General features: G+C 40.1%; 24 protein-coding genes. 3 read left to right on the top strand and 21 right to left on the bottom strand.

Features of this window, described 5'->3' with window-relative positions:
* Positions 1 to 1006: 1006 nt before the first annotated feature.
* The 4 genes from ACQQ2I_RS03105 to ACQQ2I_RS03090 all read right to left on the bottom strand — a co-directional run bounded on the left by ACQQ2I_RS03105 (position 1007) and on the right by ACQQ2I_RS03090 (position 5553).
* Positions 1007 to 1726 (bottom strand): WecB/TagA/CpsF family glycosyltransferase, encoded by a 720-nt coding sequence (locus ACQQ2I_RS03105; protein ID WP_431029100.1) that lies wholly within the window; start codon positions 1724 to 1726, stop codon positions 1007 to 1009.
* Positions 1727 to 2040: 314 nt separating this feature from the next.
* Positions 2041 to 3309: a nucleotide sugar dehydrogenase gene (locus ACQQ2I_RS03100; protein WP_431029099.1), complete on the bottom strand. Its 1269-nt coding sequence runs from the start codon at positions 3307 to 3309 to the stop codon at positions 2041 to 2043.
* 588 nt (positions 3310 to 3897) lie between these two features.
* Complete coding sequence (locus tag ACQQ2I_RS03095; protein WP_431029098.1) at positions 3898 to 4806, bottom strand: nuclease-related domain-containing protein; 909 nt, start codon at positions 4804 to 4806, stop codon at positions 3898 to 3900.
* A gap of 270 nt (positions 4807 to 5076) precedes the next feature.
* Complete coding sequence (locus ACQQ2I_RS03090) at positions 5077 to 5553, bottom strand: IDEAL domain-containing protein (protein WP_431029097.1); 477 nt, start codon at positions 5551 to 5553, stop codon at positions 5077 to 5079.
* A 388-nt stretch (positions 5554 to 5941) separates the two neighbouring features.
* Here ACQQ2I_RS03090 and ACQQ2I_RS03085 point away from each other — a divergent pair, with 388 nt between their 5' ends.
* Together ACQQ2I_RS03085 and ACQQ2I_RS03080 are read left to right on the top strand one after the other, a co-directional pair.
* Entirely contained in the window at positions 5942 to 7507 is a 1566-nt protein-coding gene (locus ACQQ2I_RS03085; RefSeq protein ID WP_431029096.1) for a hypothetical protein, read from the top strand.
* A gap of 13 nt (positions 7508 to 7520) precedes the next feature.
* On the top strand, positions 7521 to 10274 hold the full coding sequence (locus ACQQ2I_RS03080) for a DEAD/DEAH box helicase (RefSeq protein WP_431029094.1): 2754 nt from the start codon (positions 7521 to 7523) through the stop codon (positions 10272 to 10274).
* 200 nt (positions 10275 to 10474) lie between these two features.
* Here ACQQ2I_RS03080 and ACQQ2I_RS03075 read toward each other — a convergent pair whose 3' ends face one another.
* Positions 10475 to 10951: a single-stranded DNA-binding protein gene (locus ACQQ2I_RS03075; RefSeq protein ID WP_431029093.1), complete on the bottom strand. Its 477-nt coding sequence runs from the start codon at positions 10949 to 10951 to the stop codon at positions 10475 to 10477.
* A gap of 247 nt (positions 10952 to 11198) precedes the next feature.
* Here ACQQ2I_RS03075 and ACQQ2I_RS03070 point away from each other — a divergent pair, with 247 nt between their 5' ends.
* The gene (locus ACQQ2I_RS03070; protein WP_431029092.1) at positions 11199 to 11624 is read left to right on the top strand and encodes a YwpF family protein; all 426 of its coding nucleotides are present in this window, start codon (positions 11199 to 11201) and stop codon (positions 11622 to 11624) included.
* Between the two features lie 160 nt (positions 11625 to 11784).
* On the opposite strand, the gene ACQQ2I_RS03065 is transcribed toward ACQQ2I_RS03070, so the two are convergent.
* From ACQQ2I_RS03065 to atpA, 16 genes are all read right to left on the bottom strand, one after another.
* Positions 11785 to 12261, bottom strand: a complete 477-nt coding sequence (locus tag ACQQ2I_RS03065) for a hypothetical protein (RefSeq protein ID WP_431029091.1) — start codon at positions 12259 to 12261, stop codon at positions 11785 to 11787.
* A 94-nt stretch (positions 12262 to 12355) separates the two neighbouring features.
* Complete coding sequence (locus tag ACQQ2I_RS03060) at positions 12356 to 12739, bottom strand: hypothetical protein (protein WP_431029090.1); 384 nt, start codon at positions 12737 to 12739, stop codon at positions 12356 to 12358.
* Between the two features lie 90 nt (positions 12740 to 12829).
* Positions 12830 to 13264 (bottom strand): 3-hydroxyacyl-ACP dehydratase FabZ, encoded by a 435-nt coding sequence (gene fabZ, locus ACQQ2I_RS03055; RefSeq protein WP_431029088.1) that lies wholly within the window; start codon positions 13262 to 13264, stop codon positions 12830 to 12832.
* A gap of 190 nt (positions 13265 to 13454) precedes the next feature.
* On the bottom strand, positions 13455 to 13724 hold the full coding sequence (locus ACQQ2I_RS03050; RefSeq protein WP_431029087.1) for a DNA-directed RNA polymerase subunit beta: 270 nt from the start codon (positions 13722 to 13724) through the stop codon (positions 13455 to 13457).
* A 20-nt stretch (positions 13725 to 13744) separates the two neighbouring features.
* Positions 13745 to 14575, bottom strand: a complete 831-nt coding sequence (locus ACQQ2I_RS03045) for a flagellar hook-basal body protein (protein ID WP_431029086.1) — start codon at positions 14573 to 14575, stop codon at positions 13745 to 13747.
* A gap of 12 nt (positions 14576 to 14587) precedes the next feature.
* A complete protein-coding gene (locus ACQQ2I_RS03040) occupies positions 14588 to 15427 on the bottom strand; it encodes a flagellar hook-basal body protein (RefSeq protein WP_431029085.1) in 840 nt (279 codons plus the stop codon).
* A gap of 18 nt (positions 15428 to 15445) precedes the next feature.
* Positions 15446 to 16444, bottom strand: coding sequence for a rod shape-determining protein (locus ACQQ2I_RS03035; protein WP_391367602.1), 999 nt, complete (start codon positions 16442 to 16444; stop codon positions 15446 to 15448).
* Between the two features lie 179 nt (positions 16445 to 16623).
* Complete coding sequence (locus tag ACQQ2I_RS03030) at positions 16624 to 16914, bottom strand: sporulation transcriptional regulator SpoIIID (protein ID WP_391367604.1); 291 nt, start codon at positions 16912 to 16914, stop codon at positions 16624 to 16626.
* 60 nt (positions 16915 to 16974) lie between these two features.
* Complete coding sequence (locus ACQQ2I_RS03025) at positions 16975 to 17619, bottom strand: peptidoglycan DD-metalloendopeptidase family protein (protein ID WP_431029084.1); 645 nt, start codon at positions 17617 to 17619, stop codon at positions 16975 to 16977.
* A gap of 144 nt (positions 17620 to 17763) precedes the next feature.
* Complete coding sequence (gene spoIID, locus ACQQ2I_RS03020) at positions 17764 to 18636, bottom strand: stage II sporulation protein D (protein WP_431029083.1); 873 nt, start codon at positions 18634 to 18636, stop codon at positions 17764 to 17766.
* Positions 18637 to 18939: 303 nt separating this feature from the next.
* Positions 18940 to 20235 carry a UDP-N-acetylglucosamine 1-carboxyvinyltransferase gene (murA, locus tag ACQQ2I_RS03015; RefSeq protein WP_431029081.1) on the bottom strand — a complete coding sequence of 432 codons (1296 nt, stop codon included), beginning with the start codon at positions 20233 to 20235 and terminating at the stop codon, positions 18940 to 18942.
* Between the two features lie 361 nt (positions 20236 to 20596).
* The gene (locus ACQQ2I_RS03010) at positions 20597 to 20839 is read right to left on the bottom strand and encodes a DUF1146 family protein (RefSeq protein ID WP_431029080.1); all 243 of its coding nucleotides are present in this window, start codon (positions 20837 to 20839) and stop codon (positions 20597 to 20599) included.
* A gap of 134 nt (positions 20840 to 20973) precedes the next feature.
* Positions 20974 to 21381, bottom strand: a complete 408-nt coding sequence (locus tag ACQQ2I_RS03005) for a F0F1 ATP synthase subunit epsilon (protein WP_431029079.1) — start codon at positions 21379 to 21381, stop codon at positions 20974 to 20976.
* Positions 21382 to 21405: 24 nt separating this feature from the next.
* A complete protein-coding gene (atpD, locus tag ACQQ2I_RS03000; RefSeq protein WP_431029078.1) occupies positions 21406 to 22821 on the bottom strand; it encodes a F0F1 ATP synthase subunit beta in 1416 nt (471 codons plus the stop codon).
* Positions 22822 to 22870: 49 nt separating this feature from the next.
* Positions 22871 to 23728, bottom strand: a complete 858-nt coding sequence (gene atpG / locus ACQQ2I_RS02995) for an ATP synthase F1 subunit gamma (protein ID WP_431029077.1) — start codon at positions 23726 to 23728, stop codon at positions 22871 to 22873.
* 41 nt (positions 23729 to 23769) lie between these two features.
* Positions 23770 to 25278, bottom strand: a complete 1509-nt coding sequence (atpA, locus tag ACQQ2I_RS02990; RefSeq protein ID WP_391367627.1) for a F0F1 ATP synthase subunit alpha — start codon at positions 25276 to 25278, stop codon at positions 23770 to 23772.
* Positions 25279 to 25284 lie beyond the last annotated feature (6 nt).

The raw sequence follows: 25284 nt of genomic DNA, 5'->3' as shown, positions 1-25284 counted from the left end.
TTATAAGTATTATAAACTATCGACAACCTTTATATAAAACACCATAAAATATGTTAAATATTAAACATATTTTCCATCTGAAAGTACAATTTTACTACATATTTTTAAATTTTATCCTATGAAGTAAGAATAATTCAAACAGACGAATTCATTATAACATACATTTTTGGATTTTTTTAGTTACTTTTGGGTATTATATAGAAATTAAGTCATTTACATGTCAAAAAACCTTATTTTAAAAGGTTTCACTTTATTTTATTATGTGATGCCCTATCAATATATTGATCATTTAAACTTTTAACAATCGGTTAAGAGGCTAACTAATCTCCCTCTCACACAACTCGTATGTATAGTTCCTTATATGATAGTTCGAAAGTTTATATTAAATTAATAATTGAGCTGAGACTTTTTTTATATTTAGGATAGGATTATTTGAGGAATGCCAGCACCCTTTTTGGATGATAGTCACTTTATAAGCGTCGTTATGGTCGACACTTAGCCTTTTGAGGGTCCAGTACTTCAAAATGATTTTTTTCAATTTTTCAATAGCACATGAACGAAGATACACTTAGTTTTGGCAGTATACTCACCAACATATGATATATGATTTAGACATGCTGTTAATTCAATTCTTTCTCCACTTTTCTCTTCACATATATAATGTAGAATTATTCCGACTCAATTGGGTTACAAACGATTTATCTTCTGTACTTCGATGCGAAGACAAATACAGCGTAAGCCTTTTTCTTGTCTACAGCTAAATCTTTCCGCCTTCTGACACAGGAAATTGTTTTCATTTCCACAGAAAAGAAGGTGTAAGCAGTAGAGTGCTTACACCTTCTTTTCAGGCTACCAACCTTTTCCTTGCAGGGAAAAAATAACATATATATCTAATAAGAGGAAATCTTATTACTATTTACAGTGTAACACTTCATTTACAAAAGAACAATGAATTATTACAAAGATTACAGAAATATTTTTAAGTGTAATTTTCTCCCTATTTAAACTACTTTCTTTTTTTGTTTCTCGCTACTTCTAATAAAAAAAGTGGCAGTTTGACTTGACGCTTGATACGATGCGGTTCTTTCATTAAACGGTAAAACCATTCCATCCCAACTTTTTGGAATGCTTCTGGTGCACGTTTAACATTACCAGCTAATACATCAAATGAGCCGCCTACCCCTTGATAAATCGTTGGGTGAAGTTGATCACGATTCGCATTAATCCAATTTTCTTGCTTTGGCGAACCCATCGCGACAAATAATAGGTCCGGTTGTACTGCGTTGATTGTATCGAGTACCTTTTGGTTGTCCTTTTCATAGCCGTCTTGTGTCCCCGCAATTTGAATGCCTGGGTATAGTTGTTGTAGTTTTTCTGCTGCTTTTTCTGCAATACCTGGCTTCCCACCGTATAGGAAGATTGGTTTTTGACGTTTTGCTGCTTCCTCGCAAAGACGTAGCATCATATCCACACCTGTCACGCGCGATGTAATATGCCCTTTTTGGATTTTCGAAGCCAAAATAACCCCGATGCCATCTGGGATTTGGAATTCTGCATTATTCAGCAGCGTTTTTAACGCTGGATCTTCTTTCGCTTTAATGATTTTTTCAGGGTTAATCGCCACGATAAGTGATTTGTGCTTCGTCTCGATTCGCTCAAATACTTTCGGGAGTAATTCATCATAGCTTTCGGTATTCACTTGGATACCTAGTACGGTTTCTTTCATATTTATATAGACCTTCTTTCTTTTGATTGATGGGGTTGTTGCTTGGCTTTTAAGTTTTGCTCGTTTGTGCGGTGGTTTTGACCGGATAGCCGCGCTTTTTTGACTGCATATGCGGCCGTTTTGCTCGGATACCCATTAGTTTTGCTCACTTACCAATTTCTAATCGGTGATTAAAAATCCCTTACCCTTAGAAAGACACATCTCGACCAAAATAGGTCGAGATGATGTCCTTTCTTATGTGGATTTCCTTAAATTTTATACTTATCCACTAAAGAAAAGCAGCGTGCCTTTGCACACTGCTCCCCTATCATTTTTTAGTTTTTCGCGTCGCCTAACAGATTGAACTCAAATCCTGCAGCTTCCCAAGCGCCGCGGTCTAAGCAGTTTTTCGTGTCAAAGACGATTTTGCCCTTCGATTTAATAGAAGAAACATCCATCGTCTTAAATTCATTGTGGTCTGTTAAGAATAGTAAAATGTCCGCGTCCTTTGTTGCTTCTTCTAAGCTTTGCACCTGTGTCGCGTGTTTATTCTCTTTAATATGTGGATCAAATGATACCACGTTTAACCCAAGCTTTTGTAGCTCGTCAATCACAATTGTCGACGGACTTTCGCGCATGTCATCGATGTTTCCTTTAAATGCAAGACCAAGTACAGCAACTGTTGCATCTGCAACGCCCGCCTTATTTAAAATACTTTGCGTTTTTTGTGCTGTGAAGCTTGGCATAGAGTCGTTCGTGTTACGAGATAAGTGAATAATTTGCGCTGCTTCACCACCAAGCTCAACAAGGAACCATGGATCGACCGCGATACAGTGACCACCTACACCTGGGCCTGGAAGATGCACATTCACACGAGGGTGATAGTTTGCAAATTTAATCGCTTCCCAAATGTTAACACCCAGCTTGTCTGCCATTTTCGCTAGCTCGTTCGCAAAAGCAATGTTCACGTCACGGTATGTGTTTTCCATTACTTTTACTAATTCCGCTGTTGTCGCATCTGTTAAATGAATTGTCCCTTCTACGAATGTTTCGTAAAGTTCCTTTGTCATTTCTGCTGACTTTTTATTAATACCTCCAACAATACGGTCATTGTTTACGAGCTCTTCAAATACTTTGCCCGGAATCACACGCTCTGGTGAATGCGATACGAATAATTCCTCGCCGATTGTTAGACCTGATTTCACTAATTCTGGTAGCATAATGTTTTCAACTGTCTTTGGCGGTACCGTTGATTCTAAAATGACAAGGTTACCTGGTTTCACATAAGGTACGATCGAAGCTGTTGCTTGACGTACATACTCAAGATTCGCTGTGTTGTCTGGATTAATCGGTGATGGTACCGCTACGACGAACACATCTGCTTCTTGAGGTGTTGTCGAAGCTGTTAAAAAGCCTTCATCTACCGCTTTATTTAAACGCTCTTGTAAGCCTGTTTCCTCGATGTGTAATTGTTTTTCTTGAATACTTTTTACAGCAGCTAGATTCACGTCAACGCCGTGCACCTTGATACCGTGGTTTGCAAACATTACTGCCGTCGGAAGACCAATATACCCTAACCCAACGACACAGATTGATTTTGTCATGATGTGACTTCCTTTCTAGTTCAAAAAAAGAATAGATATTATTTTATAAACGTCTAGGAATGTAGTTTGGTTCCTAAAACTTTTCATAGCTTTTATAGCGTCAGCTCAAAATGAACTACCTTATAGTATACAACTTTGTCTAGGCTGTGGGAAATGATTTTTATTATAGATTGTTTGATTGTTTGAGGCATTTTATTTTTGCTCAGATAGTACGTTTTGACCGGATAGCCTAGCTTTTTGCTCGGATAGCTCGGCCTTTTGCTCGTTCACCCGGGGGTTTTGACCGGATACCAGCTTATTTTGCTCGCACAGCTGCTTTTTGACCGGATAGCTTCGGCTTTTGCTCGGATAGCCCGGCCTTTTGCTCGTTCACCCGGGGGTTTTGACCGGATACACACTTGTTTTGCTCACACAGCTGCTTTTTGACCGCATAACTCGGGCTTTTGCTCGGATAGTCCAACGTTTTGCTCGTTCACCCGGGGGTTTTGACCGGATACACGCTTGTTTTGCTCACACATCACCCTAATGAAACACAAAAAACCGCTACTTTATTTGTAGCGGTAGTTCCTCAACCTATTCCTCATTTGCTTATAGCTGTAGTTTATAAATACTGTTTCGTTTGACTCCTTCTCTTTCTAGTCCGATACTTTTTAAAATTCTTGTTGCTTCTTGGCGGTTTCGCAGATGCAAAAATGCTACACATTCTCGATTTGTCATGACATTTGAAAATAGTACATAGTATTCCCTTATGGCTTGGACATGGGCTACACGACCTGTGACACCGCAACGCATACATTTCCATGTACGCCTAGTTCTTAGCATTGGGATGGTTCCGCACTTTCTGCATTCTACACCGGTTTGTAGAAAACTAGGATTAATATTATAGTAATCACATAATGGAAACCGGTGCCATGGGTCAGATTGTTTTTGTAATATACTTGCTACCTCTGCTGGATTTATGAACATTTTTGTACTTGGTAGCAAGTGAATATAATTTAACACTTCTTTTCCCATAAGCACGGGATATTGTTTGGATTCATTTTGAATGATTGACGTATGGAATGGAAACAAAACTGCACTAAAAATCGGGAGTTCGATTTTATGCTTGGCAAACAAGCGATTTAATTCGATTTCACTTCGTTCTAACTGGACTTCTGGACTTTGGAAAACATCTTTATTTTCATCAATTTCACGAATCATTTGACGCGGAGCTTTCCTAATAGCAATATGCCCTTTTATATTTTTTACTTCTAGTACTACACAAAAATAAGGTGTAAGGACAATACAATCGATTTGCGAAGAACCAATGAAAATATTTGAAAGCACAGTGACTTGATGCTGAAACTGTGTTTGGAGCAGTTCGGTAACATACTGTTCACCGTAGTCACCAGATTCAACGTTTTTCAGCTCGTTTTGAATATGAGGATATTGATTGCAATTGGAAGAAAGTCTTTTTAGCAACGTATGCAGCCCAAAATAATATAAAGAGCGTTGCATAATAAAAAGGCCTCCTTTTGCCTAAGCAAAAAGAGGAAAATATGGGTTGAGGAAAGATTCATCGTGTTTACATGAACCTACCCAAATTATACTGACAATACTATCCAATTTCAAATATTTTCTAGTATATTATTTTGATTTAATCGCATCAAACAGTCAAACTTAATTTTAGTATAATAGTTTTTTTGTAGTATGTATTTTACAATTTTTTTGGCTAAAAAAACACCGAGAAAAATTTTTTCATCGGTGTCTTTTAAGTGGCGTATCTACTCACATTGCATATCCTCCGTTTAACTTTCCCTTCTGCATAATTAAATCATAAAATAACGCTTCATTGCGCTCGGCTAATGCATCATCGATTAAACGCGAAAGGTTTTCCTCTTCAAGTGAGTGAATCAATCCTAAAATTTCCACATCCATTTCCTCTACTTCATCCTTTGCTGGTTTCGCATCGACAGCGGAGCCTTCGAGAATCGGCATTAAATGCTCATTTACATTTGATACGAGTAGCAATTGATACAATGGTAACCGGATAAAGCGATTGCCGCGCTGGAACACGAATACTTCTGATAAGTTTTCTACCTGCATCGTATTTAAATCAACAGTCATTTCTTTGCCTTCAATCGGAATGAAGTGATAAATTTCATCGTCTTTCATAATTGAAAAATACTGATACGCAAACACTAGGCGTAGCTTCGTTCCCGATACTTTTGTGTAAAACGGTTTCATAAATTGAACAGTAATCAATGTCCACACCCTCCTAATAGTTAAAATATTCTGTGTATTAATAAAATAAAACTAATACACTTACAGGTATATTTATTCATTTTATGTAAAGCATCCTGCACATATTAGGTTTTCTCGTTAGAAAAAATATGACTAATACTAATGGGATTACATAGTACTAATATATCCACAATTTAGTGAATTCAAACTCCATTTTGCAGGTAGATTGTGGTGTAGCGGTTTGTTTTTGCTCGCTCAGCGTCTCCCGTTCGCCCGGATACAGACAAGTTTTGCTCACTTAACCATTTACTTTTTCTCCCCAATTCAGAAGGAACGTTTCATCTTTATTTACGCTTCGAAACAATTCACGTTATAATAGAAGGAACGACTTTTTTAGGAGAGGTTTTTTATGGGACTTTCGATTCCTGTCATTGCACAGGATAACGTCGATTTTATTAATAGAGAGTTAGAAAAATATGAGCGCGAGTTGCATCCTTCTGCGGCTGAAGATGAGGAGCTCGTGCGTCGTGCTGTGTTTTCAGTGCGCAATAAGTCCGTATTATTTGAGCGTTATAACACAGCATCGTCCAAATTATTTACGGTCGTGCAAGATGTGCGCCCGGCGGAAGTAACGATTGATTTCCGCCACCAGGCTACACAATGTACATGCCCACAAAAAATGTGCCGGCACCAGCTAGGTGTACTGCTCGGCTTGTATCAGTACTTTGGCTCTGTGCAAGAGTGGGCCGCGAACTGGCGTAATAAAAAATCCGTCCAATTCGTCCAGTTAGCAACAGAGCGAACACCAGAAAGCTGGCAGCGAATGAGCGAGGAAGTGATGAATCACTTACTCCCAGCTGGACGCCGCATTGAAAGTTATTTAGTGACATCGATTATTGATCATGCACACGCTAAATTGCGCCGCTATATGCCACTTGAGCGAGAATGGCAACCGATTTATAAGCTTTATATGGAACTCGCAGTATTAAATAAAATTTGGTCTCACTTTATCGCAACAGCTTCACCACTGCATTCAGATTACTTCCAATATGCGATGGATAGGCGTTACGAATATGCGCTCGATATTATCGATGAATTAAGCAGTAAATCCAGACTTTTTGCGACGGATCCATTTTATGATGCGTTGCAACAACAAGTTCGCACACTCTTGTTGCAAGGGGAAGGATTACCGCACCTGCGAATCAGTTTTTATTTAGTATGCTGGGAAAAGATCTTCAATGACAAAAAACGAGCACAGCAAGAGCTAGCTGCCTTAGCAGAAACGAAACAAGCAGCGGATATCCCGCGCGACGCCATTAATCTGCTTTTCTATATCGTATTAAAAAATTACAAAGCACTTGAGCAAAGTTTGCAACACATACAACCTAAATCTATTCATATTTATGAAGCCCTTGTGCATTTTGCACGCAATGTATTCGATCACCAAGCAGCTACCCTTCTATTAAAAGCGATGTTGCCACATTTAAAACAGTATATTCAGGAAGTATTGCCTCCACATCACCGCCAGCTCTTTACAAATACGTTAAATGATTTATATGCAGCAACAGAGCTCACAGAGGCAGAAGAGCTGATGCTTTACGGCGCATTCGGCAGGTATGGTATTCAACCGTATTCTGACTACTTATTACAAAAGGGACGTTACGCGGACTGGGTAGCCCTTCATCAGCTTTACCCGTCGTCTATTTCGTATTTGGAGTCGATTGGGCTCAAACAAGTATTATCGGAAAACCCTGCTGCTACATTACCGCTTTACCATCACTATGCAATGGAAGAAATTAAGCAGAAATCACGCATGAATTACAAACAGGCGGTTCGACTTTGGAAAGGGATGAAGTCTGCTGCGAAAAAAGCGGGCAAAACGGCTTACTTTGAAGCGTATATGGAAACCGTACGACTGCATTTTAAACGACTACGAGCATTACAAGAAGAGCTCGATAAAGCCAAATTATGTTAAGGAGTGATGAAAAATGATCGAGACAGTACCTTTCGTAAAAACGCTCCGCTTAAAAATCGAGTTAGTGAACGCTGGTTACTACTCCTTAACCGCATTAAATGAAGACGGGCTCATTCATGCAGCATCGAGTTGGGCACCGCTTCTTTACTATAAATATGAACCAAACTTTTATGGAATCAGTGCGAAAATGGATGAGCGTGACCTCATGATTTCGGCTGCTCATTTACTAGATGCCCTGTCGCCGCGCTATAAACATCCGTTTCTACACATTGAGCCGGCTGACCCAAGTTCGGCACAGCACCTTGCCCATATTAACGATGCACTCACCTACTGGCAAGACGACGCTCTTTGGCAACATGCACATGTAATCGAAGACAAATTAACCTTTGATGTGGAACATGCAGCCATACTTGAGCAAGCTGTTACACAGCAGTTAACAAAAGCAGGGCTGACAGTTGCAGATGTCCCTGCACTACTGCCTTATTTTCAAAATGGGGGCTGGCCGCTACAAACAGAGCGGATGGCAGGCAATGTACAAGTCGCGCTTCGTTTAAGTGAACCAGTTGAACAGGAGGAGGATTGGGTACTGGAAACGGTTTTGCTATCCCCTACCTCAGCTAAGCACTGGACACCAGCGATTCGAAAACGTACCTTGCCCATTGAAATGGTACTTCCCGAGAAATGGGCAGAACTGACGCCAGACATTGAACAGCTACAAGATCAAATCATCAAACTGCTCACACTCGAACATCATGCGCCGTCTCCAACTTCCTTTATCCATATACGGTTGCAAGATGCGGATGTGCGGCATTTCCTACAGTATGATTTAGCGAAGCTACAAGCACTCGGATTTGAAATTATTTTGCCTGCTTGGTTAAAAGAGCTAAAGCAGTCAAAATTAAAAGTCCGAGTAAGCGCAGGGAATACATCCGCAAGAAAAACAGCCGGTCTGGATGACATTTTGACATTCCGCTGGCAGTTCTCGATGAATAATGAAGCCATCTCTGCTGAGCAATTCCGCAAGCTCGTAGAAGAGAAGCGTGAATTTATGCGGATCGGCAATGAATGGTTCCGGATTGATGCAAACTGGCTCCATGAAATGCGCGAGCTCATGAATCAAGCAGAAGAAGAGAACTGGACCGTTCGCGAGTTACTGTTCCGTGAATTGCCGGAAACATTGATGACACCGCTTGAAGAGGAAGATGATGCAGAACGCGACGACCCGATGTTTGCCTTTGAAATGCAGAAATCATTGCAAGGGTATATTGAACAACTGCAACATAAGCAAGGGCTTCCATCTGTTGCACCTCCTATTCATTTGCAGGCAACGCTACGTCCCTATCAGCAACAAGGGTATGAATGGCTTGTCTTTATGCGGCAGCAACAATTCGGTGCCTGTCTAGCAGATGATATGGGGCTCGGAAAAACGGTGCAGCTCATTTCTTATGTGCTTTATACGATTGAGACGCTTGAAGTCACGGAACCGACCATCATTATTTGCCCGACTTCTGTGCTTGGAAATTGGCAAAAGGAGCTTGCGCGTTTTGCGCCAACTCTCACTGTGCATACGCATTACGGTGCTAATCGTTTGAAGAACGAACAGTTTGAACGGTTCTTACAAACAGAACATCCGCATATTATTTTGTCCACATACGGAACTATTTCACAAGATGCCGAGTTCTTACAGCATATTCGTTGGGCAACGGTCGTATTAGATGAAGCACAAAATATTAAAAATATGCAAACCTTGCAATCCCGCTCTATTCGCACATTAAAAGGGGCGCATCATATTGCCTTAACCGGGACACCTGTTGAAAATCGCTTATCGGAGCTTTGGGCCATTTTTGACTTTATGCATAAAGGCTATCTCGGTAGCTTTGGCAAATTCCAAGAGCAGTTTATTTTACCGATCGAAAAGGATGAATCCGAAAAACATAAGCAAATACTACAGATGAAAATTCGTCCATTCTTACTGCGCCGAACAAAGCGTGATCCGGACTTAATGCTAAACTTGCCAGATAAACAGGAAACGCAAGAGTTTTGTCCATTAACACCTGAGCAAGCCGCACTATATGAAGGTTTTATTGAAGAGACTGTTGCACAGCTTGAGAAGTTAACCGGCTTTGAGAAAAAAGGACGCATTTTAAAAATGCTTAATAAGCTCAAACAATTATGTAACCACCCTGCCCTTTATTTAAAAGAGCCATTTGATGAAGCGCAAGTTGAGCTAGAGCGTTCTGTTAAAGTAAAACGGATCGTACAACTAGCAGCAGACATCGTTGAAAACGGAGAGCAGTGTTTAATCTTTACGCAATATATCGGAATGGGGCAACTGCTACAGCATTGTTTCTCAGAACTCTATGACCTAGATGTCCCGTTTTTAACCGGCAGCATGCCAAAACAACAGCGTGATCGCTTAGTGGAAAGCTTCCAAAAAGGAGAGTTCCCGATCTTTTTATTATCGCTCAAAGCGGGCGGGACAGGACTCAACTTAACAGCAGCCAATCACGTTCTTCATGCTGATCGCTGGTGGAATCCAGCGGTTGAAAATCAAGCAACAGACCGCGCCTACCGTATTGGTCAAACACAATTTGTGCAAGTGCATAAATTTATTACGATTGGGACGATTGAAGAAAAAATTGATAAAATGCTCGCGATCAAATCTGCACTTTCAGAAGAATTGATTCAATCGAGTAAGTGGCTGACAGAACTTGATGATGCGGAGTTAATGAATTTAATGATGCTCGACACAGCAAATTTAACATAAAGAGGGAGAGTCTTTTTTGCCACGCGCGCAGGAAAGACTCTCTTTTTATCGGTTCTACTTACTATTCAGTTGTTAAGAAGAGAACGGTATAGATAGCGATATACCGTAGTTTAGTGAGTGGGGGTAAAAATTGTACAGTCTTTTGTACAGATTTGATTTGTTTGTTGCACTACTATAACGAAAGCAATTCGTCATGTTCTTTACCTTCTTACAATTGCATGTTCACCTGTCACTGACTCCGCATTTACTTCTACTTCTTGCTCCTCAGAAGGAAGCACAAAATGCTCTTCTAAGGGCGTTTCCCTTATTTCTTGCGTCCCTTTATATGCTGAAGCTTCCGATGCGAGCTGCTCTTCCCGCTGCTTCAAGGCAAAAAATCGGACATCTTCGACGACTACTTCCGTTGTATATACTTTACTATTTTCCTTATTGACGTACGTTTTTGATTGTAAGCGTCCACTCACCCCAATGAGTGAGCCTTTGCCGCAATACTTGGCGATACGTTCCGCAAGTTTTCCCCAAGCGATACAAAGTAAATAATCTGCATCGACTCCGCCTTGAGTATTTCGGAAATTTCGATTGATTGCGATGACAAAGCTTACAGTGATTTTATTATCAGATAGTTGTCGAAGAACGGGATCTTTTGTCAATCGTCCGACTAGCCCGACTTGGTTCATTGACACACCTCCTTTCGTTGTTGTTATCTTATTACACAATGTATTTTTGAGCAAAATGCCAAAATGAAGATTTGCTATCATTTTGGCGTATCAAAAATCATTTTTCACTACACGCCAAAATAAAAAAATGCATCATTTTATGTGCATATCCTTGATCTATCAACAACGACAGAAATGGTGGACTTTTTAAATTTGCAAAGTTTTTCTATGGTATAATGACTTCAAAAAGAAAGCCGGGTGGAGGAAGATGAAAACATTTAAAATGATATCTTTTGACTTACTGTTAGCTGGGCATACACAGCAAATTCCGCTAATAGATGGCATTATTATTAATCAGGAAAATAGCCATCATTCGTGGATTTTAGAGCTATATATTCCAAATAACTTGAATGAAGTGTTTGAGCCACTGCTCGCTTCTGGTGAGGTGTTTGAAGCACGAGCCGTCATCTCATTCCCCGACAATGAACCCGCACCTTTTACACTAGTTGTCAGCAAAATCAAACACATTGGTGATCATATCTCGGTCTTGTTAAAAGGCACATTAAAAGCACAGCGTAAGCGTTACGCGGAGCAATTATTGCAAGAGCTTTTAGCAGAAGGATTGGCCAATGACCAGCTACTTGACCGCTTTAAACAAGGTATGAAAGAACGCCCGAAATTGAAAGGTATGTAAAATGGCGGGCACAAGAGGTAGTTTTGCTTGGTCGTAGTACCTGTTAGGAACCGTTACGTTTCATTTGACCGGATAAACACAGCTTTTGCTCGGTTACAAATAATCATCTCAGATAACAAAATAAAAAACACGACTGCCCAATAAGCAGTCGTGTTTATCGTTATTCGTCTTTATTATCTCTGTCAAGACGGTCACGTTTATCTTCAATAATGTCTTCTTGATTATTGATGATTCGCTCGTCCGTGTTATTGATATAAGGAGCAGTAGCATTTTCATCGACGCCATCAATTCTTCGTTCTTCTAAACCGCGATTATTGGTCGAATTATTACCACTCATGCCATTGTTGCCCCCAGCGCCATCCATGTTGTTACCACCGTTAAAGTCAGAGCCGCGATTATCTTTATTAGACGTCGGTGATTCAACATTGGCATTGTCCCCATTCATATAGAGACCACGATCAGAACCGTTTGTGCTGTTATTTACCCCATCAATTGTACCGTTATTATTATCATACGGTGTTACGATGTCACTTGCCTTTTCATTGTCAGTCATCGGCGTTTCATCTTTGTTTGTGTTACAAGCAGCAAGTGTTGTACTAGCTAGTAAAGCAGCGGCGATTAGGCTCCCTTTTCGCATAAAAAATTTCCTCCTTTCTTCGGTTTCACATGACTACAATGTAGTCAACAGTAGATTGCCCGAGAAAAGGAGGAACTATCCTAAATTTACGTATCTATTTTAATTGCTGTTTTAGTAGTTGTTCTACATATGCTGCTTCTGCTTTACAATCAAAAGTATAGTTTGTTCCAAGTTGTTTCTGCATTTTTTCAATCGAGTCCATTTGCTTTTTTGTTGGTTTTTCATTTAGAATTTTTGCAATCACTTCGTCGATTTTCTTTGCCACTTCTTCATGGAACTCAGGATTCGTTAGTATTTCTTGTGGTACTTTGTCAAACCAAGCTGCATTTTCTGTAAAATATTTTTGCCAACTTGCAACAAAATCCTCCATCGAAAATTTATCTTCATCCCAGCCAATACTCGCCAAATACAATTCAAATGATGTTGAGATAGAACGGGTAATGCTTATTTTGACGCCAGAAGATAGTTCTTTATACATCTATTTTAAACCTCCTACGTTTAAAGCCAAACCTACGTACATAAAAAAGTTAACCTTTGTATTTTATAATCTTTAGACACTAAAAGCAAATCAGCCTGTAACAGGGCCTAATGCAAATAAAATTTCAGCTTCACATACAAGCTCACCGTCTACTGTTGCAATCCCTTTGCCTTTACCCATTTGTCCGCGCAGCTTAATAAATTCCACTTCCAAGCGCAACTGATCGCCTGGCGTTACTTGACGTTTAAAACGACAATTGTCAATGCCTGTTAAAAATGCTAAACGTCCTTTATTTCCTTCTGCGTTTAATAAAGCAACGCCACCTACTTGTGCCAATGCTTCGACAATTAATACACCTGGCATCACTGGATAGCCAGGGAAATGTCCATTAAAAAAGTCTTCATTAATTGTTACATTTTTAAGTCCAACAGCACGTTTTCCATCTTCTAATTCGACAATACGATCCACTAAAAGAAACGGATAACGATGTGGTAAAATTGCTTGAATTTGTTCTACATTTAACATGTCAATACTCCCCCTCGTGCGCTATGTATAAATAAACGATTTTTTCGCATTATGTAAATGACGAACCGCTACATCTTCTATGTTAGAAAGATACATCTCGACCTAAAACAGGTCGAGATGCTAGCCTTGCCTTTGTCATGAATCATTTTATTCAATTTTATAATCCATCACAAACACATGAGCTATTATTTTACTGTTTTCCATTCAAAATATCGAGAATATGCTCCCACGTGCTCCATTTAAGAGCATCGCTTGCATTTCCTTCACCTATGACAGAATAGCCGAAAACAACACCGATTGCCCCTGCTACTATAAATAATAGTAGCACTAAAATGATACGAAGCCAAATCGGTATTAGACGAATTTGTACCCATCGTGTTGATGTTTCTTCAACCGGCGTCTCCGTTTGTCTTTTCTTTTTTGGCTGCTCTTTGGCGGTATGGTTTAATTCATTCGTCATTACTGTTCTCCCTAATTTACTTATCGGATGCCATTAATAAGGCCTAACATTTGGTCACCAATCGTAATGGCACGTGAATTAAATTGATAAGAGCGCTGTGCTGCAATTAAATCCGTCATTTCCTTCGATAAGTTCACGTTTGAAGATTCTAATGCACCGATTTGCATGCTCACTTCATTACGATTCAACCCTTGTAAATCAGTGAGAATCTCTTCTTCAGCATAACCAATTTCGTCCAAATTATTCGGCAAACTGATATATGCACCGCTGTTTACATGCTCCATTACTTGCGGCTTTGTAATTTGTGTTACAGCTAAATCAAATTGGATGACTTGTCCATCGTCATAGTTTACATTTAATGTGCCTGCTTGTGACATCGTAAAGTCTTTCACACCATCTGGAAACGTAACCGATGTACCGTTAGCAGAAAGTACTGGATAGCCATCACTTGTCACTAATACGTTTGTACCGTCTCCTTGTGGGGACATATAGAAATTCCCTTGGCGAGTATAAGCTGTTGAACCATCTGCTAGCGCAACGTTAAAGTATTGATTAGACTTTGTAAAAGCAAAGTCTAAGTTACGATCGGTCATTTGTAATGAGCCTTGTGATTCGTTTGATTGAATTTGGCTTATATGTGCACCGACACCGTAGCGAATGCCGACTGGTGATTGACGTAACGTTTGGTCTTGCTGATCATTATTAAATTGTTGATACAGTAGCTCTTGGAAATTTGCTTGTTTTGTTTTATAGCCAATTGTATTGCTATTTGCGATATTATTACTAATCGTATCTAGTTGAACTTGAAGTTGTCCGAGTGTGTTCGCTGCTGTATGCATTGTACGAATCATCTGCTAAGCCTCCTATACTTTACCGATTTCATTTACCGCTTTATCTATACTCTTATCATAAGCTTGTAGCACTTTTTGGTTTGCTTCGTATGCTCGATAAGCTGTCATTAAATTTGTCATAGATTGTGCAGAATCTACATTCGATGCTTCTAAGTATTGCTGCTGCATACCAAATGTGACACCCTCTACCTCATAAGCTGAAGGCAATGCCTCTCCCTCTAATAGACGGAATAACCCATTGTCTTGTTTCATTAAGAGATCGGTATTCGCTGCAAACGCAACACCTAATTGTGCTACTTGCCCACCGTCTTCATCTGTAATAATGCCATCAGCCGATATGGTAAACTGATCATTTTGTAATTGAATTGGATTGCCTTCTCGATCTAGCACATATTGCCCCATTGCTGTGACAAGATTGCCTTGTCCATCTAATGTAAAGTTCCCATTACGTGTGTAAGCCTCATTCCCATCTGGGTGCTGTACACGGAAGAAAAGCGCCCCTTGATTGCCTGATTGCTCATCCACTGGGAGTTGTCCATCAACCAATGCAACGTCTGTTAAAAGACCTGTTTCTCGTAATGCACCTTGCATATAGTTCGCCAGTGTTTCTTGTAAGTACACACCAGTATTTAATGCGCCAACAGGTGTGGCCTGTAATGCATTTAACCCTTTTTGCGTTGGAATACCATTCGATGTAATGGCCGACATCAACATATCCGGAAATGAACGGATTGTTGATTGGTCTGCTTTATAACCTGGTGTATTGGCATTTGCCATATTATTTGTCAGAATTTCTGTTTTTCGTTGTTGAGCAGTCATACCAGACATAGCTGTATAAAATCCTTTAAACATGGAAGCTCACCTCGAGAGTTAAAGTTTTGATGCTACACGATCAATATTATCAAGCATAATGCCTGTCCCAATGGCTACGCAGTCCATTGGATTTTCGGCGATAAATACGGGCACTTTTAATTCTTCCATTAGTAGTTGATCCATGCCATGTAATAATGCGCCGCCACCTGTTAAAATAACACCGCGGTCGATAATATCCGCTGATAATTCTGGCGGTGTTTTTTCTAGTACATTTTTGGCCGATTGTACAATCATCGCCACCGATTCACGTAGCGCACTCTCAATCTCACTCGAATGAATCGTAATCGTGCGCGGTAAGCCTGTCACCATATCACGGCCACGAATGTCCATCGTTTCATCGTGCCCTGCTTCTTTAAATACGGTACCGATTGTCATTTTAATTTGCTCTGCTGTACGCTCACCAATTAATAGCTTGTACTGTCTCTTTATGTATTGGAGTATATCATTGTCAAAAACGTCACCCGCTACTTTGATTGACTCACTTGTTACAATATCACCCATTGATAGTACAGCGACATCTGTCGTTCCGCCACCGATGTCGACGACCATATTGCCGCTCGGTTGGAAAATATCCATTCCTGCACCGATTGCTGCTACTTTTGGCTCTTCTTCTAAATATACTTTTTTGCCACCCGATTTTTCCGCTGCTTCACGAATCGCTTTTTGCTCTACGCTCGTAATGTTTGTCGGGCAACAAATTAAAATACGTGGCTTCGATAAAAAGCCCTTCACATTTAACTTATTTAAAAAGTATTTTAGCATCGCTTCTGTCGAATCAAAGTCGGCAATGACCCCATCCTTTAATGGACGAATGGCTACGATATTGCCCGGTGTACGTCCAACCATTTGACGTGCTTCCTCACCAACAGCTAGGACTTTATTTGATTTTTTATCAATTGCTACAACAGAAGGCTCATTTAAAACGATTCCTTTGCCCTTCACATGAATCAGTACATTCGCCGTACCTAAATCGATGCCAATATCTTTAGAAAACATGTTTTTTATCTCCTTCCCAGCTTCTCCAACATGTACACGTGCATATCTGTTTATCTTGAATATTTTATCATATTAAAGGCTAAATTACATCTATATTATCGGTAATACTTTCCTTTTACAACAATACCATCTACTCATTTCGACAATAAAAAAAGCATTTCGACGATTTTTGATACTCGTCAAAACGCTTTTTCGTCCATGTGGGTCTGTTGATCTTTGTGCTGTTTTTGCTGCCATTTCTTCCGTGTCGCTTCTCCTCCTCGGAGATGCCTGATTGATTTGTGATACGCTAAAACTTGCTTAACATCTGTTGACAATGTCTCGTTAACTTTTTCTAGGCGTTCTGTCAGATCTTTATGGACCGTACTTTTCGAATACCCTGTCATTTTAGCGATGGCGCGAACGGTTTCCCCTGTCTCTACTAGCAGCTGCCCTAATTTCACGCAGCGATGCCGAATATGCTCGTGCACGCTCTCTTCCTTTCAATCGCGTGTTTATTCAGCTTATGCCGCGTGTAGGAACATTAGAACTTAAAATGCCAGTAACGTTCTAGGATTAATGTACTGACCGTCTTTTAATACTTCAAAATGAAGGTGAATGCCTGCTGTTGGGTTCCATTCGTTTTCAACTGTCATCCCAATCGGCTCCCCTTGTACGACATTATCGCCTTCTTGTACGACAATATCTCCTACAGAAGTATACTGTGTTGTATAACCATTTTCGTGTTCAATTGTCACTTTATTGCCCGTAAATGCATCGAGCTTCACTTCTGTGACTGTGCCACTTAACGCCGCTAACACTTGGAACGGTTCGCTATTAATAGCGATCGAAACACCATTTGATGCTGAGTATGTTTGATTAAATACAAGTAGTGCATTTTCACGTGTTTCAGCATCTGCTGTTACATCATAAAAGTCCTGTAAAATTTTCACGTTGTTTAATTGCAACTCATCAAACGGAAACTTCATTGTTTCTTCTACTGCATTTGTTTCAATAATTGTTTCCGGCTCTTGTGATACAGGTTGAAGTGTATCCGACTCTTCCGGTGTAACTAGTACATTATAAAGTACGATAAAGGCAATCATAATAATTGCAATGATTGCATAAACAGCTGGCCAAAACCATTTTTGATCGACCCAAGTTTTTGGAGAAGTAGTTTGTTTATCCTCTCGCATAATATTATCACCTCGAGTGCTATTGTTAACACATTTTGGTGATTTTAAACAAAGTTATACCGAAATTTTACAATATTTTTTTGTGAAAATGTATGTTTTTTTATAAAGGAAGAATCCTGCTGTCACCATTTTCATAAAAAAGACTCATTGTTCTGCACAGGCAAGCGTTGCTAGTGATGTATTCGGGTAGTAATGCGACAGAATTTGTTCCGCTGTTTTCCCTGTTTGTGCAAGTTCATTCGCTCCGTACTGGCTCATCCCTACGCCATGCCCGTAACCTTTTGTAGCAATCGTAATGTCTGTATTCACCGTAATTGTGAAGTCTGTCGATTTTAAGTTTAACAATTCACGAAACTCGCGCCCTGTCCACGTTTTCCCGCCGATTGCAATCGTTTCGACACGCTGAGTATTGTTACGTGTTATTGTTGCTTGCTGTATTTGAGCAAGCGTCAACGTTGTTTGTAGCCTGTCATTTAACTGCGCAAGCGTCAACGTTTGTGTATCTCTATATTCTTCAGGTGTAGAAACAGTCGTAAGATATGCTACGGTCGACCCGCTATAATTTTGGGCAGATTCTGTTTGGCCATTGGAAGCAGCATGAAACATCGCTGTAATCGGTTCATCATTATACGTAAGAATTTGATTTTTTGTAGCCGTTACTGCTTCTTTTAATTTTTCTTCATATTTCGGATCTCGTTCTTCTTTAAATACTTGGTGGGCCGTCGTTTGCTTAATGGGGGTTGTCCCGAAACTGGTTTGGTGCATAGCGTATGTTCTCGCTGCAATGGCTTGTGCCTTTAATGCTTCCGGATGAAAGCTTGCTGGCATTTCCCCAGCCACTACACCGATTAAATATTGCTCGAGCGCAATTTGTTCATTTGATTCGGCGAGCGTGATAAAAACTTCGCAATCCTCCTCTTCCTGTAAATTTTGATTTTGCGTTTGATTTTTTTTGTACTGCAATGGAATGATAAATAACAAAATAATAAGGACAACAAACAGAATGTATTTTTTCATAACGCAATGTATGAGGGAAGGGCTTGTAATAATTCCGAGGAAGCTTTAAATTTTTTCCACCTGTTTTCGGCACAATTCTGCTTGTTTTTTGTGGAGAGCATTGGAGAATTTCGGGGGGATTGTGTTTTGACCGATTAACCTGAGTTTTTGCTCGGATAGCACTTACTTTTGACCGTTTGCGGATTCGATTTGCTCGTTCAGCTGCTTTTTGCCCGACTTTTGCTAACGCACAAAAAAATTGCGAGTAAATTAATTACTCGCAATTTTTTATCATATAATTATAGAAATAAGCATAGGGTACATTTAAGCCGTTGCTTGTTTTTTTACAATCGCTTTATCTGTTACACGTTCAATATCTGCGCCTAATGCGGCAAGCTTTTCATGGAAATTGACATACCCACGATCTAAATGATGAAGCTTTGTCACACGTGTAATGCCTTCTGATACTAACCCCGCTAAAATTAATGAAGCCGCTGCACGTAAATCAGTAGCTGCTACTTCAGCACCTTGCAAGTCTGTTTTCCCTTCAATAAATACGGAACGCCCTTCGATTTTAGCTACCGCATTCATACGGCGGAATTCTTCTACATGCATAAAACGGTTCTCAAATACCGTCTCCGTAATAATGCTTGTGCCTTCAGCCGTAAGCATTAGCGCCATTAACTGCGACTGCATATCCGTCGGGAAACCTGGATGTGGCATCGTTTTAATATCAACTGCTTTTAATGCACCATTTGCACGTACACGAAGTCCTTCTGCTTCTTCCGTGATTTCTACGCCCATTTCACGCATTTTGGCAATTAATGCTGTCATATGCTCAGGCACCGCATTTTCAATGACTACATCACCACGTGTAATGGCCGCTGCCACCATAAATGTGCCCGCTTCAATACGATCAGGAATAATATAATGTGTCGTACCTGTTAATTCAGTTACACCCTCAATTCGAATTGTGTCTGTACCCGCCCCTATGACGCGTCCACCCATAGCATTAATAAAATTCGCTAAATCGACAATTTCAGGCTCTTTCGCTGCATTTTCAATAATTGTTGTACCTTCTGCAAGTGCAGCTGCTGACATAATATTTTCTGTTGCCCCAACGCTCGGGAAGTCTAAATAAATTTTTGCACCCTTTAGACGATCTTTTACAACAGCTTCCACATACCCATGACCAAATGAAATTTCTGCACCCATTGCTTCAAAACCTTTTAAATGCAACTCAATTGGTCGCGATCCAATTGCACATCCCCCCGGAAGTGCGACACGAGCAAACCCGTTACGTCCAAGCAATGACCCCATCACTAAAATCGAAGCGCGCATCTTGCTTACATACTCAAACTGAGCTTCACTTGAAAGGCTACCTGAAGCATCAATAACCATTTCATTTTGATCTGCTTTATATTCTACTTTGGCATTTAAGCTTTTTAGTACTTCACTAATCGTGTGTACGTCTGCTAGGTCTGGTACATCTCTAATAATATGCTTTTTATTTGAAGCTAACAGTGAGGCTGCCAAGATGGGTAAAACGGCATTTTTTGCACCTTCTACTTTTACTTTACCTGTTAATGTCTGGCCACCTGTTACAATAATTTTATCCACAATTCGTCCCTCCGAATACAATTGTTACGAAACTGCAAAACCCAATTTATAAAAAAAGTTTAATAGTCTAAATTTATACAAACAATTCAATATTAACTTGTAAGACCTCTCAATACAAGCGCCCAAATCACTATTTTACGTTATTTTGTAGAAATAAGCTACATTTTATAATACGCACCTTATACAAATATCGTGAATTACCTATTAATCAAAAAAATGTATAATTGTTTACTACACTACAGGCAAAATACTATTGTGGAAATAAAATCAAGTAACAATTTAAATCATTATAAACTTTGTAGCGATAAACAAGGGCTTATTTCCCCCTACAATGCATATAACTTACTATGTATCCTTTTATTTATCGAAATAAATAAGGAATTTGCTGTGACCAATTCGAAAAATTGATAAAGAAATCAGCGACACTTGAACCAACGGCAATGCTTAATAAAATATAAATCAATTGAATTTGAAATACTTTCCCTTTTTTAAAAAGTTGCTCTAAGCGAAACGCTTGTAGCGCGTAAAAAGTAACGCCGATAAAAAAGATGTACGCGCCAATCCCAAATGCAGCTTGCTGACCCGCTTCCGTATAAAAATCCATCCTGAATGCCTCCATGTTTAGAAAGACACCTCTCGACAAAATTTAGTCGAGAGGATGCCTTTTTCTTATGCGAAACTTGTACTTCCCTATCTGCTAAAAAAGAGCGGACAACATTAATTGTCCGCTCCTATTTATTAGATATTACCCTCTTGAACATTGATACGATTAATCGCGCGTTTTAGAGCTAACTCCGCACGTTTGAAATCAACGCTATCTTGTTTTTGTTGAAGTCGTTGCTCAGCGCGAGCTAAAGCTGCTTTTGCACGAGCGACATCAATCGATGAAGCAACCTCTGCAGATGATGCTAAAATCGAAATTTTGTCTGGACGCACTTCAATAAAACCACCGTTAACAGCCGCAAGTTCTGTTTGGCCGCCTTCAGTCTTTAGCTTCACTGCACCAATTGCAAGTGGAGCTACCATAGGAATATGGCCTGGAAGCACACCAATTTCACCTGAAGTTGTTTTCGCGATAACCATTGCTACTTCAGCATCGTATACTGGGCCGTCGGGAGTGACAATATTGACTGTTACTGTCTTCATATTTTTTCCTCCTCGCCGTTAGAATTAAACCTCTACGCCCATGCCTTTAGCTTTTTCTACTACTTCTTGAATGCTACCAACTAAACGGAAAGCATCTTCTGGTAAGTGGTCATATTTACCTTCAAGGATTTCCTTGAATGAACGTACAGTTTCTTTAACTGGTACGTATGAACCTGCTTGACCAGTGAATTGTTCCGCTACGTGGAAGTTTTGAGATAAGAAGAATTGAATACGACGAGCGCGTTCTACTGTTTGCTTATCTTCATCAGATAACTCATCCATACCTAAGATAGCGATGATATCTTGTAACTCACGGTAACGTTGGATCGTACGTTGTACACTAGTAGCTACTGCATAGTGCTCTTCACCTACGATTTCTGGTGATAATGCACGAGAAGTTGATGCTAATGGGTCAACGGCTGGGTAGATACCCATCTCAGATAATTTACGCTCTAAGTTAGTTGTTGCATCTAAGTGAGCGAAAGTTGTTGCTGGAGCTGGGTCAGTATAGTCATCGGCTGGTACGTAAATTGCTTGAATAGAAGTTACAGAACCTTTTGTAGTCGATGTGATACGTTCTTGTAATTTACCCATTTCAGTAGCAAGTGTTGGTTGGTAACCTACCGCAGAAGGCATACGACCTAATAGGGCAGAAACCTCAGAACCTGCTTGTGTGAAACGGAAGATGTTGTCGATGAATAAAAGTACGTCTTGACCTTGCTCATCACGGAAGAATTCCGCCATTGTAAGACCAGTTAACGCTACACGCATACGTGCACCAGGTGGCTCGTTCATTTGACCGAATACCATGGCAGTTTGCTTAATAACGCCTGAATCTGTCATCTCGTGGTATAAGTCATTACCTTCACGAGTACGCTCACCTACACCAGCGAATACAGAGATACCACTGTGCTCTTGCGCGATGTTGTTGATTAATTCTTGGATTAATACTGTTTTACCTACACCGGCACCACCGAATAGACCGATTTTACCACCTTTGATGTATGGTGCTAATAAGTCTACTACTTTGATACCTGTTTCTAGGATTTCAACTGTAGTTGATAATTGATCGAAAGTTGGTGCTTCACGGTGAATTGAATCACGGCGAGCTGAAGCTGGGATTTCTTCACCTAAGTCGATTACTTCACCAAGTACGTTGAATACACGACCTAGTGTTGAATCACCAACTGGTACTGAAATCGGTGCTCCTGTGTTAGTCACTTCTGCACCACGTTGTAAGCCATCAGTAGATGACATCGCAATTGTACGAACAGCGTCGTCACCTAAGTGAAGCGCAACTTCTAAAGCAAGAGTTGTTGGCTCTTCGTTTGGACGTTCAATCTTAACTGTTAATGCGTTATAGATTGCTGGTAATTGACCGTTCTCGAACTTAACGTCGACAACTGGACCCATTACTTGTAGAACGTGTCCTTTGTTCATTATGTGTACCCTCCTATCGTATTCTTATACGACATTGGCAGACTGCCGCCTATTCTAAGGCTGCAGCTCCACCAACGATTTCTGTAATTTCTTGTGTAATTGCTGCTTGACGTGCACGGTTGTATTGAAGAGATAAGTCTGCGATTAAGTCAGATGCATTATCCGTTGCATTACGCATTGCCGTCATACGAGAAGCATGTTCACTTGCTTTACCATCTAATAAAGCACCGTAAATTAAGCTCTCTGCATATTGTGGAAGTAATACTTCTAGAATTGCTTCACCAGATGGCTCGAATTCGTATGCAGCTTGAGTAGAAGCTGGTGCAATATCAGTTAATGGAAGAAGCTTTTTCTCAGTAACAACTTGAGAAATAGCACTTTCAAAGTGGTTATAGTACATATAAAGTTCATCATATGCGCCATCAATGAACATACCAACAGCAGTACGAGCGATTTCTTTAATATCAGCGAATGTTGGTTGGTCAGGAAGAGCAACGACACTGCTAATAACATTATGATCACGTTTTACAAAGTAATCACGCACAATACGACCTACAGCTAAAACTACGTACTCGTCTTTTGACTTGTGACGTTTGTTAATTGTACGCTGCACTTGACGTAAAATACTAGAGTTGTAAGCACCTGCTAAACCACGGTCAGAACCGATAACAAGGTAAGCAGTTTTCTTAACAGGACGAACAGTTAACATTGGATGTCCGCTGTCTTTTGTACCTGAAGCGATTGCACCTACTACATCTTGAATTTTCTCCATGTAAGGAACGTAAGCTTTAGCGTTTTGCTCTGCACGACGTAATTTCGAAGAAGAAACCATCTGCATCGCTTTAGTCGTTTTTTGCGTACTCTTTGTAGAATTAATACGACCTTTAATTTCGCGTAAGTTTACCACTGGTATTTCACCACCTTTTGTTTTTTAATCACAGTCCGATATTACTCAGATTTAGCGAAAGTTTTTTTGAATGCGTTGATAGCTTCAACGATATCAGCATCCGCTGGAAGATCTTTTGTTGTACGGATATGATCTAAAACGTTAGTGTGGTTTGAATCTAACCAGCTTAACAATTCACCCTCGAAACGAGTGATGTCTGCTACTGGGATATCATCTAAGTGACCACGAGTTAACGCGTATAAAATAACAACTTGTTTTTCAACTTTAAGTGGTTTGTTTAGGTCTTGTTTCAGAACCTCTACAGTACGTTTACCACGCTCTAATTTAGCTAAAGTAGCTTTATCTAAGTCAGAACCGAATTGAGCAAACGACTCTAACTCACGGAAAGCTGCTAAGTCAAGACGTAATGTACCCGCTACTTTTTTCATCGCTTTGATTTGAGCAGAACCACCTACACGTGATACTGATAAACCGGCGTTGATCGCTGGACGTACACCAGAGTTGAATAAGTCAGATTGTAAGAAGATTTGTCCATCAGTGATAGAGATAACGTTTGTAGGAATGTAAGCTGAGATATCCCCTGCTTGCGTTTCTACGAACGGTAACGCTGTGATCGAACCGTTTTGGTACGTTTCATTTAACTTCGCAGCACGCTCTAATAAACGACTGTGTAAGTAGAATACGTCACCTGGGTAAGCTTCACGACCTGGAGGACGACGTAATAATAATGATAACTCACGGTAAGCAGATGCTTGTTTAGATAAGTCATCATATACTACTAATACGTGTTTACCTTGTAACATGAATTCTTCTGCCATCGATACACCAGCAAATGGCGCTAAGTATAATAGCGGAGCTGGTTGAGAAGCTGAAGCTGTTACAACGATTGTGTAATCTAAAGCGCCGTTTTTACGTAATGTTTCAACTACGCCACGAACTGTAGATTCTTTTTGACCGATTGCAACATAGATACAAATCATGTTTTCACCGTTTTGGTTTAAGATTGTATCGATTGCTACAGATGTTTTACCTACTTGACGGTCACCGATGATTAACTCACGTTGACCACGACCGATTGGTACAAGCGCGTCAATCGCTTTGATACCTGTTTGTAATGGCTCATGTACTGATTTACGCGCCATTACACCGAAAGCTGGGCTTTCAATCGGACGAGATTTATCTGTGTTGATTGGACCTAATCCGTCAACTGGTTGACCTAATGGGTTTACAACACGACCAATTAGTGCTTCACCAACTGGTACTTCCATGATACGACCTGTACGACGAACTTCATCGCCTTCTTTAATGCCAAGGTAGTCACCTAGAATAACGATACCTACGTTACCTTCTTCTAAGTTTTGCGCCATACCCATAACACCGTTAGAGAACTCTAAAAGCTCTCCAGCCATGACGTTGTCGAGGCCATGAGCAAGAGCAATACCGTCACCAACGCGGATAACTGTACCTACTTCGCTTACTTGTAATTCAGATTGGTAATTTTCAATCTGCTGTTTAATCAGACTGCTGATTTCTTCAGCTTTGATGCCCATGTATGT

It is taken from the genome of Lysinibacillus sp. LZ02, assembly GCF_050613145.1.
Classification (GTDB): Bacteria; Bacillota; Bacilli; order Bacillales_A; family Planococcaceae; genus Lysinibacillus_B.
The sequence above is the reverse complement of the archived record's forward strand: the minus strand, read 5'-3'. Positions and strand labels throughout refer to the sequence as shown.